The sequence below is a fragment of the Microbacterium sp. CGR1 genome (assembly GCF_051062835.1).
In the GTDB taxonomy this organism is placed as follows: Bacteria; Actinomycetota; Actinomycetes; order Actinomycetales; family Microbacteriaceae; genus Microbacterium.
Genome location: NZ_JAOTPG010000002.1, coordinates 152898 through 165562, shown reverse-complemented (window position 1 = coordinate 165562; position 12665 = coordinate 152898). Strand labels below are relative to the sequence as shown.

The 12665-nt window shown below is 69.2% G+C and carries 11 protein-coding genes and 1 riboswitch; of the genes, 5 read left to right on the top strand and 6 right to left on the bottom strand.

The window, feature by feature from the left end:
- The first annotated feature begins 33 nt into the window (after window positions 1–33).
- Genes OD997_RS15740 through nagB form a run of 3 tightly spaced genes read left to right on the top strand, consistent with a single transcriptional unit; the run spans window position 34 to window position 2999 of the window.
- Complete coding sequence (locus OD997_RS15740) at window positions 34–1221, top strand: ROK family transcriptional regulator (protein ID WP_434332528.1); 1188 nt, start codon at window positions 34–36, stop codon at window positions 1219–1221.
- A gap of 40 nt (window positions 1222–1261) precedes the next feature.
- Window positions 1262–2227: an ROK family protein gene (locus OD997_RS15735; RefSeq protein ID WP_434332527.1), complete on the top strand. Its 966-nt coding sequence runs from the start codon at window positions 1262–1264 to the stop codon at window positions 2225–2227.
- A complete protein-coding gene (gene nagB / locus OD997_RS15730; RefSeq protein ID WP_434332526.1) occupies window positions 2220–2999 on the top strand; it encodes a glucosamine-6-phosphate deaminase in 780 nt (259 codons plus the stop codon). The genes OD997_RS15735 and nagB overlap by 8 nt, the downstream gene beginning before the upstream one ends.
- A gap of 10 nt (window positions 3000–3009) precedes the next feature.
- Here nagB and OD997_RS15725 read toward each other — a convergent pair whose 3' ends face one another.
- From OD997_RS15725 to OD997_RS15700, 6 genes are all read right to left on the bottom strand, one after another.
- On the bottom strand, window positions 3010–3417 hold the full coding sequence (locus OD997_RS15725; RefSeq protein ID WP_434332525.1) for an NUDIX hydrolase: 408 nt from the start codon (window positions 3415–3417) through the stop codon (window positions 3010–3012).
- The gene (locus OD997_RS15720) at window positions 3410–4774 is read right to left on the bottom strand and encodes an FAD-binding oxidoreductase (RefSeq protein WP_434332524.1); all 1365 of its coding nucleotides are present in this window, start codon (window positions 4772–4774) and stop codon (window positions 3410–3412) included. The genes OD997_RS15725 and OD997_RS15720 overlap by 8 nt, the downstream gene beginning before the upstream one ends.
- Window positions 4771–5142, bottom strand: a complete 372-nt coding sequence (locus tag OD997_RS15715) for a YrdB family protein (RefSeq protein ID WP_434332523.1) — start codon at window positions 5140–5142, stop codon at window positions 4771–4773. Before OD997_RS15715 ends, OD997_RS15720 begins: the two co-directional genes overlap by 4 nt.
- Before the next feature lie 30 nt (window positions 5143–5172).
- Window positions 5173–7188, bottom strand: a complete 2016-nt coding sequence (locus tag OD997_RS15710) for a sigma-70 family RNA polymerase sigma factor (RefSeq protein ID WP_434332522.1) — start codon at window positions 7186–7188, stop codon at window positions 5173–5175.
- 474 nt (window positions 7189–7662) lie between these two features.
- Window positions 7663–8829 carry an N-acetylglucosamine-6-phosphate deacetylase gene (locus OD997_RS15705; RefSeq protein WP_434332521.1) on the bottom strand — a complete coding sequence of 389 codons (1167 nt, stop codon included), beginning with the start codon at window positions 8827–8829 and terminating at the stop codon, window positions 7663–7665.
- Complete coding sequence (locus tag OD997_RS15700) at window positions 8826–10337, bottom strand: beta-N-acetylhexosaminidase (RefSeq protein WP_434332520.1); 1512 nt, start codon at window positions 10335–10337, stop codon at window positions 8826–8828. Before OD997_RS15700 ends, OD997_RS15705 begins: the two co-directional genes overlap by 4 nt.
- 52 nt (window positions 10338–10389) lie before the next feature.
- Window positions 10390–10474: riboswitch (ZMP/ZTP riboswitch) on the top strand.
- A gap of 36 nt (window positions 10475–10510) precedes the next feature.
- Between OD997_RS15700 and glyA the strand changes: the two genes are divergently transcribed.
- The gene (gene glyA, locus OD997_RS15695; RefSeq protein WP_434332519.1) at window positions 10511–11785 is read left to right on the top strand and encodes a serine hydroxymethyltransferase; all 1275 of its coding nucleotides are present in this window, start codon (window positions 10511–10513) and stop codon (window positions 11783–11785) included.
- Entirely contained in the window at window positions 11782–12660 is an 879-nt protein-coding gene (locus OD997_RS15690) for a bifunctional methylenetetrahydrofolate dehydrogenase/methenyltetrahydrofolate cyclohydrolase (protein WP_434332518.1), read from the top strand. Before glyA ends, OD997_RS15690 begins: the two co-directional genes overlap by 4 nt.
- Window positions 12661–12665 lie beyond the last annotated feature (5 nt).

The following is a 12665-nucleotide window of genomic DNA, read 5'->3' as shown; positions in this document are numbered from 1 at the left end:
CACAATTTTTGTTCGTAAGGTCTACTAACAAACATGTCCGTATCGGATGATCCTCGTCCATCGACGTCGTCAGACTACGTCGCTGCGAGCGCACACGCCTTCGGCCCCGGGCGCCACCTGCGCTCGCGCTCGAAGGTGCTCCCGGAGCACGCGCGCGGCCACAATCGCGCGCTCGTCCTGCAGACGCTCTACCACTCCGGTGCCATGAGCAGGGCGGACCTCTCGCGGGAGACCGGGCTGACGAGAGTCACCATCTCCGACCTCGTCGCCGAGTTCATCGCCGACGGCATCGTGATCGAGATGGGAGTGCGCGAGACCGTCGGTCCGGGCAAGCCTCCGATCCTGATCGACATCGACCGCGTGGGGCACCAGATCATCGGCCTCGATCTGTCTGGTCCGAGCGCCTTCGTGGGCGCGCTGCTCAGCCTCGACGGCGATGTGCTCGAACGCCGAGAGGTTCCTCGTCCGGAGACCGCAGACGGCGATGCCGCCTACGCCGCCACGCTCGAGCTCGCGCGCGCCCTGGCCGCGACCGCGACCCAGCCGATCCTCGGCGTCGGCATCGGCTCGCCGGGTGTCGTCCGCCCTGACGGCGTCGTGCTCAGCTCCCCGAACCTCGGGTGGAGCAACCTCCCGCTCGAGGCCAAGCTCGGGATCGACCTCGATCTTCCGGTGCTCGTCCGCAACGACGCCAACGCCGCCGTTCTCGCCGAGTACACGTTCGGCGAAGCGAAGGCCGACTTCATGCTCATCAAGATCGGTCGAGGAGTGGGTGCCGGTGTCATCACGGGCAGCCAGCCTCTCCTCGGCAGCCGGTTCGCCGCGGGGGAGATCGGTCACGTGGTGGTCGGAACCGATGGCGGGCCTCGCTGTGCCTGCGGCAAGGACGGCTGCCTCGAAGCCTGGCTCAGTGAGACACGACTCCGCCCGGCCATCGACGCCTCTCCCGGATCGCGCGACGAGATCCTCCGCGACGCCGGCACCCGCATGGGCATCGCGATCGCACCGATCGTCGCGGCTCTCGACCTGTCGGAGGTCGTGCTCTCGGGGCCCGGCGACCTGCTCGACGGCGTGCTGATCGATGCCGCCGTCGAGACCCTCCACGCCCGCACGCTCGAGGGCGTCTTCGAAGACGCGCTCATCCGCCGCACGCAGCAGGACGACATCGTTCTGCGAGGCGCGGCTGTGATGGTGCTGTCCAGTCAGCTGGGCGTCTCGTGATGCGCGTGGGCGACTCGAAGACGAGCAGGAGCGACATCCGATGACGGATGCGATCGCCGTCGACCTCTCCGGTCGGCGGATTCGAGTGGGCCTGGATGTCGGCGGAACCAAGATCGACGCGGTGGCGGTGTCTCCCGAGGGGGACATCCTCGCGCGCCTCCGCCGTGCGACGGGATGGGGCGAGGACGCGGTCGTCGTCAGCATCGTCGACGCCGTCGACGCGCTGGCCGCGGAAGGCGGCTTCGCACGCTCCGCCGTCGAATCGGTGGGTGTCGGCATCCCCGGACTCGTCGATGCCGAGACGGGACGCGTGCTGCACGCCGTGAACCTCGGCGTCGAATCGCTCGACCTCTCAGGTCTCGCCGGCCGCCGGCTCGGCATCCCGGTCAGGGTCGAGAACGACGTGAAGGCGGCTGCACTCGGCGCCGCCGTGCTCCGCGGCATCGACGGCTCCATGGCATACCTCAATCTCGGCACGGGAGTCGCTGCGGGGATCGTCGTCGACGGCACCATCTGGCGCGGAGCACGAGGGACGGCCGGCGAGGTCGGCCATCTCTCGGTCGATCCGCACGGACGCCTGTGCGGCTGCGGCCAGCGGGGGTGCATCGAGACCTTCTGCGGGGGAGGTGCGTTGGCACGCGCCTGGGATCGTCCTGGCGCGCTCCCGGTGCGCGACATCCTGGACGCAGCGGAGGCCGGAGATGAGCGCGCCCTGGAACTTCGCGCCGATCTCTTCCACGGCGCTGCGGCCGCGGTGCGAGCGCTGGTGCTCTCGGCCGACGTCGAACGCGTGATCATCGGCGGCGGCCTCACCTCCCTCGGCGATCGCCTGTACACGGGCGTGCGCAGTGCTCTCCAGGCAGGAGCCGAGGCCTCGGCGTTCATGCGTTCACTGCACCTCGACGAGCGGATCGAGCTGCTCCCGGCGGGTTCTCCCGCTGCAGCCCTCGGTGCCGCTCTCGTCGGATCATCCACCCCCACCAAGGAGACTGTTTCCCATGGCTGAAGTCGTCATCGTCGAGAACGCCGAAGCGGCAGGCGCGCTGGTCGCCGCCGAGATCGTCGAGCTGATCGACGGTCGTCCCGATGCCGTGCTCGGACTCGCGACGGGCTCGACCCCGCTTCCCGTGTACCAGGCGCTGCGTGCCAGGCTCGCGGGTCGCGACGTGTCGCAGGTCCGCGGATTCGCCCTCGACGAGTACGTCGGCCTCGACCCGGCGCACCCCGAGAGCTACCGTTCGGTGATCACGCGGGAGGTCGTCGAGCCGCTCGGACTCGACCCCCGACGCATCCACGTGCCCAATGGGGCTCAGGCCACCATCCAGCACGCAGGCGAAGACTACGAGACCGCCATCGATGCGGCCGGAGGTGTGGACCTGCAGATCCTCGGGATCGGCACCGACGGCCACATCGGCTTCAACGAACCCGGCTCGTCCTTCGCCTCGCGCACGCGCGTGAAGACCCTCACCGAGCAGACCCGCGAGGACAACGCACGCTTCTTCGATTCGATCGACGACGTCCCGATGCACTGCATCACGCAGGGGCTGGGTACGATCCTGCGTGCGCGTCACCTTGTGCTGCTCGCGTTCGGCGAGGGCAAGGCGCAGGCCGTCGCGGATGCCGTCGAGGGGCCGCTCTCGGCCATCCTGCCCGGCTCCGCGATCCAGCTGCACCCGCACGCGACGGTCGTGGTCGACGAGGCTGCGGCCTCGCGTCTGAAGCTCGCCGACTACTACCGCTACACCTACGCGAACAAGCCCGCCTGGCAGGGCATCTGAGGCTCGGGCCTCAGCGGCGTGATGTCGGCCACGCGAGCGGGAGCAGGTGCTCCACGCTCAGCGGGGCGAGCGGAAGCGTCTCGGCGTCGGTCGGGGTGATCCAACGGAGCTCGGCGAGTTCCGCCTGAACGGTTACCTGCGCTGCCGCGATCGACACCGAGAACGCCTCGGCGACGACACGATGACCCGGTTCGTTCGCGGCCTCGGAGACGAACGTGCCCAACGGCTCGAGGTCGCCCTCGTCGAGTCGCAGCCCGAGCTCCTCATGCAGCTCGCGGATCAGCGTCTGCGACGGGGTCTCACCCGGTTCGGGCTTGCCACCGGGTTGCATGAAGCGCGTCGTACCCTGTTTGCGCACGACCAGCACCCGGCCCGCATCGTCGACGATCACCGCTGCGCTGACGTGGATGTCAGGCATCGACCGCGAAGACCTTGCCGGGGTTCAGGATGCCGAGCGGGTCGAACACGCGGGTGATCTGCCGCTGCAGCTCCCACTGGTGGTCGCCGAGCTCGTCGGCCAGCCAGCGGCTCTTCAGCGTCCCGATCCCGTGCTCGCCGGTGAGGGTGCCGCCGAGAGCGATCGCGGCGCGGAACAGCTCGTCTGCGGCCGCCCACACCTCGGCGGGAGGCTCTGCGCCGTCGAAGATGAAGTTGGGATGCAGGTTGCCGTCACCGGCATGCGCCACGGTCGGGATGCTCATCGAGTAGGCCTTCTCGATACGGGCGATCTCGTCGAACATCGCAGGCATCGCGCTGCGGGGCACTGACACGTCTTCGATGAGGGTCGTGCCGAGAGCGGACATGGCCGGATGCATGGCACGGCGGATGGCCAGCAGGCGCTCGCCCTCTTCACGGTCGTGGGAGACCTGCGTCACACCGTGGTGTGCCGAGAGGATCGCCTCGATCGTCGTGGCCTCGGCTTCGGCCGCGGGCCCGTCGGTCTGGATGGTCAGCTGGGCGCTGCCTGCAGCGGGGGAGGGGAGATCGAGCAGGGCGGCGACGGCAGCCAGGCTCGCCGCATCCATGAGCTCCATGATCGCGGGCTGCACGCCCGAAGCGGTCACGGCGGCAGAGGCGGCTGCGGCGGAGCGGACATCCGGGAAGATCGCGGTGACGGTGCAGGTCGTGCCCTCGACGAGCCGACGCAGCTTCAGGGTGGCGCCGACGACGACGCCGAGTGTGCCCTCCGAACCAATCACGAGGGAGGTGAGATCGAGTCCGGTCACGCCTTTGACGCTGCGGTGGCCGAGGTGCAGCAGGCGTCCGTCTGCGAGCACCAGGTCGAGGCCGAGCACCGCATCGCGCACCACTCCGTACTTCGCGCACAGGAGGCCGCCCGCGCCGGTGGCGATGTTGCCGCCCACGGTCGAGATCGCACGGCTCGCAGGGTCGGGCGCCCACCACAGGCCGTGCTCGGCGAGCAGGTCGTTGAGGTCGGCGTTGAGGATGCCCGGTTCGACGACGGCGAGCAGATCGTCGGGGCGGATCTCGTGGATCGCGGTCATGCGCCGGGTGGAGAGGACGATCTCGCCCTCGCCGCCGTTCGCGGCACCCGCGAGTCCGGTGCCTGCGCCGCGCACGACGACGGGTGTGCGCGTCTCGGTGGCGATGCGCATCACGCTCTGAACATGCTCGACCGTCTCGGCGTGCACGACCGCCAGCGGGCGGCCGGGAGCCGCGTGCCCGGACTTGTCGGCGCGAGCGTCGTCGAGGACGATCGGGGTCGTGTCTACGAGTTCGCCGAGAGCGGCGATCAGTCGATCGAGCGCGCTCATGCGATGCGGCGCCGGCCGCTGACGACGCCGGCCCCGACGGCGACGAGGGCGAAGGCGATGCCGATGATCGGCTGCTCCATCAGCCACCAGGCGATCGTCACTCCGACGTAGATCAGCAGCTCGACGGCCGCACGGAGGAACGGATGCAGTCGCAGCACCGGACGGGGGGAGAGGAAGAGGGCCCAGATCAGGATCACGACGACAGGAGCGCCGATGCCGATGATGATGTTCCACGGGAACGACCACAGGGCGAAACCCCACAGCGCGAGAGTGCCGACGGCGACGACCAGGATGATCGAGCGCACGATGTCGAGGGCGGTGAAGTTCGGGCGGTCGACGCCGGGCACTGAGGCGGGATCCTGGGGCATGGATCCAGTCTATTCGCCGCGGACAGCGGGTCAGAGCGCGGGTGCGGCCTCTTCTGCGGCGACGAGCTCGTCCACCCGAGCAGCGTCTTCGGGGGTGACAGCCTCGACGGGGGCGGGCGCGGGTGTTTCGACGACAGCAGGTTCCTCGACTGGTGCCTCAGCCGGCGCTTCGACCGGTTCCGGCGCTCCGGCGGGCGCGGTTTCGACCGGTGCGGGGTCTGCGGTCTGCACGGGTGCGACGGCCGCCTGCTCGACGGGTGCCGGTTCGTCAGCGGGCGTCTCGTCGAGGACCTCGTCGACCTGTCCGTCGCACGAAGGCGCGAGCAGCACCGAGTCGAGAGTCACTCCGAGCCCGGCGAGGGTCGTGTTGTGCGGCAGGACCGGCCCTGCATCGGTCACATAGTGGATCTCTACGGTCGTGCCGAGGATGATCTGACCGAGAGTCGGTCGAAGATCGACGGTGCCGGTACCTGCGTCGCTCAACGACAGGTTGTCTCCGCCGCCGCCGCGACCCAGGAACGCCTCGATCTCGGCGCCCGGCTGCCCGGCAACGGGCACTGAGACGTGCGTGACACCGTCGCCGGCATCGTCCACGCAGATGCTCGCGCCCTGCGTCTCGATCGGCGTGGTCGGAACGGCCGGATCGGTCGGATCCACGGGATCCGTCGGGTCCGTGGGATCGGTCGGGTCCGTGGGGTCGGTCGGCTCTTCCGGCGCGCCCGGTTCCACGGGCGGTGCGGGCTTCACCGTCTCGACCGGCGGGGCCGGTGCGGCAGGAGCCACGAGCGCAGGAGCCGTGTCCTCGGCGGGCTCAGGAGTCACGGGTGCCTCGACCGGCGGCAGCTCGGGCTGCTTCTCGGGCTCGGTGTCGTCGACGATCACCGGCTTCTCCTCGGCCATCGCCTCGTCAGGACCGACATCGGAGCTGATCGACGAGGAGTCGCTGTCGCCGGCGCTCGGCAGAGACGCGGCGGGGTTCGCTCCGGCGAGCCCCGGGATGATCGTGGCCGCGGCGACGACGCCTGCCACGACGAGTGCGGCGGATCCGGCTCCCACGAACGCGCCCACTCCGCTGAAGATGCCGCCGGAGGTCGCGCCGCCGGCGCCTCCTCCGGCCGAACCGCCCGCGGAGCCGCCCGCACCGCCGGCGACACCGCCGGATGCGGTTCCTCCGCCGGCGACGACTGCTGCGCCCTGGGTGATCCCCGACGGCATAGCCGCGAGCGCGACGATCGGAGTGCCGCCGCCCTGGAGGGTGGCGAGGTAACCGGCGGAGCCGGCCACACCGAGAACGAGCGGGAGCAGCACGAGTGCGAGCCGCTTCGACACGTCCTTCGCCTCAGCGGCGACGATCATGCAGCGTGCGCACTCGTCGAGGTGCAGTTCGAGTCGCTTGTGGTCGCGGGTGCTGAGGTTGCCACGCGAGTATGCGCCGAGGTGCTCGATGGTCCACTGGCAATCCGAACCGGCTGCTGCGCTGCGCAGGTGCGCCTGGATCCATGCTTCGCGGAGTCCCTCGCGTGCCCGGAAAGCGAGCTGCGACACGGCGCCGGCCTTCATGCCGAGCAGGGGGCCCGCCTCTTGCGGCTTCATCTGCTCGATCTCGGTGTACCAGAGCACCTCCTGCCAGCGGGAGGGGAGGCTGCGGAACGCCTGCGCGGTCAGGCTGCGGTCGAGGGCCTCGTTGGCCGCCTGCTCGGTGCTGTCGGGGTCGGCGACGGTATCGAGCTCGTCGATCGCCGATTCGCGGCGCGACCGTCCCCATGCGGCGGCGGTGTTGCGGATGCTCGTGAACAGGTAGGCGCGGAACGAGCCGTTCGGGCCGCCGCCCTTGATGATCGCCTGATAGATGCGGGTATACGACTCCTGCACGAGGTCGTCGGGATCGATCGACGACGTGATCGACCGCGCAACGGACATCCCGGACGGGTAGTGCCGCCTCCAGAGTTCTCCGAACGCCGCCGCGTCACCCGAACGGGTGCGCAGGACGAGATCGGCGTCTGCGATCGATTCCTCGTGCGAAGTGCTGTCCTGGTCCACTGTCATCCATCTGTCGTGGAGCGCGAGCGCGCCTCCACATGAAGAGACGCGTGAACCCCATTTTCATCACGCGTCTTCTCCATTCTCTCTCCAATCTCCCAGGGTCGCCACCCCTTGGGAGAAACTTCGCCCGAGTGAGTTATTCCGTGGAAACCCCAGATCAGAGTCGTATACGGCTTCCGGCGGAGAGAATCTCGAAAAAAAATCTGAGAAGTCGCGTAATGAATCCGGGTCGCCTTCGTCTCATCACATAGAGACAGCCATGGAGCTCCACCGGGGGGCGGAGCTCAGGCGCTGGTGCAAGGGGTAAGTGCACCGGCATGGCGGGTCGGGCACCTCGGGGGAGGAGCGCTCGGCCCGCCAGCTCTCGACGTGGGGGAATGTGACGGGGCCGCCGCTCTGGGGAACGGCGGCCCCTCACCCACGAGGGGCACGACCGGAGAATGCTGAGCTGCGCGTCGATGCGCGCGCGGCGTCCGCCTACGGTCGGTCGCCCACCCACACGCGCACGACGCGCAGCTGCGCATCCAGCAGCACCGCGTCTCCCACGAAGCCGTCGACGAGGCGTCCGAGCCGGTCGCCGTGGCCGATCGCCCGGGCGGGGGTCGCGGTCAATGCCCGCACCGCCTCGGGAAGCGCGACACCGGCGGCGATCGCCCTGCGCAGCGCGACGTCCTGCGTGAGGGTCGAACCTGCGATCGAGCCGGTGTCGTCGGCGCGTGCGATGCCGTCCTTCACCGTCACGCTGACCGCACCCAGTTCGTAGTGGCCGTCGGCGCTTCCGGCCGCTGCCATCGCGTCGGTGATGAGCGCGACGCGCCCCGGCGCGGAGTCGAAGACGAGCTTGATCACGTGGGGATCGAGGTGCACGTCGTCGGCGATAGCCTCGAGCACCACGCGGTGGTCGGCGGCCGCGGCGAGCACAGGCCCAGGGGCACGATGGTGGATGCCGGGCATCGCGTTGAACGCGTGGGTGAGTACGGACGCGCCGGCCTCGAACGCCGCCACCGCGGTCGCGGCATCCGCGTTCGTGTGGCCGACGGCGGCTGCAGCGCCCGCGTCGACGATCAGCCGGATCGCATCGAGGCCCCCAGGGAGCTCGGGAGCGATCGTGACCTGTCGGATGGTGCCTCGGCCTGCCGTGAGCAGTCGGGCGACATCGGAGCCGACGGGATCCCGGAGCAGCGTCGGCTCGTGGGCGCCGTGGTGAGCGGGGTCGAGGAACGGGCCCTCGAGGTGCGACCCGAGGATGTCGGCATCCGTCTGCATGAGGTCCGCGATCTCGCCGACCCGCACCGCGAGGTCGTCGAGTGGCGCGGTCACCAACGAGACGACCGCACGCGTGGTGCCGTGCTCACGATGCAGGGCCCGAGCGGTGCGGATCGCCTCGATGCCGTCGTCGAACGACGCACCCGCACCTCCGTGGCCGTGGATGTCGACGAACCCGGGGGTGAGCACGGCATCCGGCCCGGCGACGGCAGTCGCATCGACGACCTGATCCGCAGGCGCCCAGGTGTCGCCGACGCCGCGGCCCGTGACCAGTCCGTGCTCGATCCGAATCCAGGCGTCCTCGAGGATCGCGCCATCGTCCACCAGCCGGGCCGAGTGGATGACGAGCGAACCGGTCGCGGAGGAATCGGGTGTCATCGCGTGCTCCAAGGGATCTCTTCTGCGGGGTGGAAGTCGACGTTCCCAGCCTTCCACAGGGGCGCCATCGACCCGAGGCGCACCCGGAACGATTCCCAGTCGCGCTCGGCGGCGTCGCGCGGGGACCACGCGACCTCGGCCTGTGCGGCCGCGCGAGGGAACACCAGCCGTTCGACCTCATCGAAAGTCCGTGTGGTCTCGCTCCAGAGAGGGGCCTCGATGCCGAGGATCGCGGAGTCGGGAACATCCAGCACCTCGGTGGGCTCCCACTCGTATGCGGAGCGGACATCGATGATCGCTGCCCATGTGAGTCCGAGCGGGTAGTCGGCTGAGTACTTCATGTCGAGGTAGGCGACGTCGGCTGCCGACATGATGAGCGCGCCGCCGCGCTCGACGAAGTGCGCGGCCTCTGCGGCATGCGTGCCTTCCGGGGTGGTCTTGCCCCAGTACTGGCCCACGGTGCCCTCGGCGATCTTGTCGGCGGCACCAACCTCGTGCCAGGCGAGGGGGATCTTGCCCTCCTCCACGACGATCGCCGTCGCGCGCTCCACGAACAGGTCGAAGTCCGCCTGCGGTGTGCCCAGCGACTCGTCTCCGCCGATGTGGATGTACGGGCCAGGGGTCAGCTCGGCCAGTTCGCGCACGACATCCCGCACGAACTCGTAGGTGCGCTCCTCGTGGATGCGGACGCTCGAATGCCCGACTCCCCACCCGAGGTAGGGCTCACCGGCGACCGGCAGCGGCTGCCCGAGACGCTCCGACTCCGCGAGCAGACTGTCGTTCATGACCGGGGCCTCGACGAGTTCGGGGTAGGCGACGCCGATCGCGTGCGTGTGCCCGGGCAGATCGATCTCGGGGATCACGAGCATGTGGTGCTCCGCGGCGTAGGCGACGATCTCGCGATAGTCGTCCTTCGAGTAGAAGCCGCCGCGGTCGCCGAGCGACGCGGTCGAGGAGGCGAGCTCCGTGAGCTTGGGCCAGGAGTCGATGTGGATGCGCCAGCCCTGATCGTCGGTGAGGTGCAGGTGCAGGTGATTGAACTTGAGGGCGCTCGTGCTGTCGATGAACTTCTTGACCTCGTCGACGGAGAAGAAATGACGGGTGACGTCGAGCATCACGCCGCGTCGTGCGAATCGGGGGGCATCGGTGATCTCGGCGCGGAGGAACCCCCAGCCGTCGGCGTCCTCGCGGAGCATCTGCAGCAGTGTCTGCACGCCGTAGAACATACCGGCCTCGTCGCCGCCGACGATCTCGACGGAATCCGCGATCGTGAGGGTGTAGCCCTCGGGTGCTGCGACCTCCGCGTCGATGCGGAGGAGGATCTCTCCTGTCGCGTCGGAGGATCGGGTGAGGTGGATGCCGCTGCGCCGAGCGACGGCGTCGATCAGGTGAGCGACGACAGGGGAGTCGCCGACGACTCGAACTGTCTGGGAGAGGGGTGTCCGGCCATCGCCGACGATGACGGAAACGGGCAGGGGGACGAGAGGCATGGAATGGGGAAGGACCATGAACAAAACCTACCCTGCGTCGCGCCGGGAGCACAGGGAAATCGGCTATGCTTTCACACGTCGCGACTGGCGTCTGGGTGGACTACCACCGGGGAGCGACTGACCACGGAATTCGACCGCGCGCCTGGGCCGATAGGTATACCCCTTCGAATCCGTTGTCAGAGGAGCAAGTCATGACCGACCGTTACTTCAACGCCCCACTCGCCGAGGTCGACCCCGAGATCGCTCAGGTCCTCGATCGTGAGCTCGCGCGCCAGCAGACGTTCCTCGAGATGATCGCATCCGAGAACTTCGTCCCCGTCTCGGTGCTGCAGGCGCAGGGCTCCGTGCTCACCAACAAGTATGCCGAGGGCTACCCCGGCCGTCGCTACTACGGCGGCTGCGAAGAGGTCGACGTCGCGGAAGAGCTCGCGATCCAGCGTGCGAAGGACCTGTTCGGCTCGGAGTTCGCCAACGTCCAGCCGCACTCGGGTGCATCGGCCAACGCCGCCGTCCTGCACGCGATCGCGCGCCCCGGCGACACCCTCCTCGGACTCGCCCTCGACCAGGGCGGTCACCTGACGCACGGCATGAAGATCAACTTCTCGGGCCGTCTCTACGACATCGTCGCCTATGGTGTCGACCCCGAGACCTCGACCATCGACATGGACGAGGTGCGTCGCCTCGCGATCGAGCACAAGCCGAAGGTCATCATCGCCGGCTGGTCGGCGTACCCCCGCACCCTCGACTTCGCCGCCTTCCGCGCGATCGCCGACGAAGTCGGCGCGCTGCTGTGGGTCGACATGGCGCACTTCGCCGGCCTCGTCGCCGCGGGTCTGCACCCGAACCCGGTGCCGCACGCACACGTCGTCTCCTCGACCGTGCACAAGACGATCGGCGGCCCCCGTTCGGGCTTCATCCTGACGAACGATGCCGACCTCGCGAAGAAGATCAACACGGCGGTCTTCCCGGGGCAGCAGGGCGGCCCCCTCATGCACGTGATCGCCGCCAAGGCGACCGCGTTCAAGCTCGCGGGCACCTCCGAGTTCAAGGAGCGTCAGGAGCGTACCCTGCGCGGCGCATCGATCCTCGCCGAGCGTCTCTCGCAGCAGGACGTGAAGGACGCGGGCATCGGAGTGCGCTCGGGCGGCACGGATGTGCACCTCGTGCTGGTCGACCTGCGTGACGCCGACATCGACGGCAAGCAGGCCGAAGACCTCCTCCACGACATCCACATCACCGTCAACCGCAACGCCGTGCCGAACGACCCGCGTCCGCCGATGGTCACCTCGGGTCTGCGCATCGGAACCCCGGCGCTCGCGACCCGCGGATTCGGCGACGCCGAGTTCACCGAGGTTGCCGACGTGATCGCCCTCGCACTGCTTCCCGGTGCCGACGTCGACGCACTCCGTGCTCGCGTCGACGCGCTCGCCGCAGGCTTCCCGCTCTACCCGGACCTGCAGCAGTGACCGCTGCGATCCTCGACGGCAAGGCGGCGTCGGCCGCGATCAAGGCCGAGCTGACCGAGCGTGTCGCCGCGCTGAAGGTCAAGGGCATCGTCCCCGGCATCGCGACCGTGCTCGTCGGTGCCGACCCGGCATCCCAGCTCTACGTCGGCATGAAGCACCGCCAGTCCGAGGCGATCGGGATGAACTCGATCCAGCGCGAGCTGCCCGCCGACGCGACCCAGGCCGACGTCGAGGCGCTGATCGACGAGCTCAACGCCGACCCCGACTGCCACGGCTACATCGTGCAGCTGCCGCTGCCGAAGCACATCGACACCGACGCGATCCTCGAGCGGATCGACCCGGCGAAGGATGCGGACGGTCTGCACCCGACCAACCTCGGCCGACTCGTGCTCAACGTCAACAACCCGATCCACACTCCGCTGCCGTGCACGCCGCGGGGTGTGATCGAGCTGCTGCTGCGCAACGGCTACGATTTCGCGGGCAAGCACGTGGTGGTGGTCGGGCGCGGCGTGACGATCGGTCGCTCCATCGGGCTGCTGCTGACCCGCCGCGACCTGAACGCCACGGTCACGCTCACGCACACCGGCACGGTGGACATGCCGCGCTACCTGCGCGAGGCCGATGTCATCGTCGCCGCAGCCGGCGTGAAGCACCTCATCCGTGCCGGGGACGTCAAGCCCGGAGCCGCCGTGCTCGATGTGGGCGTGACGCGTGAGACCGATCCCGAGACGGGCAAGAGCCTGGTCTTCGGAGACGTGCACCCGGACGTTTCCGAGGTCGCGGGCTGGGTCTCTCCCAACCCCGGCGGCGTCGGCCCCATGACGGTGGCGCTGCTCATGACCAACGTCGTCGAGGCGGCCGAACGCCTCGTCTGACCCTC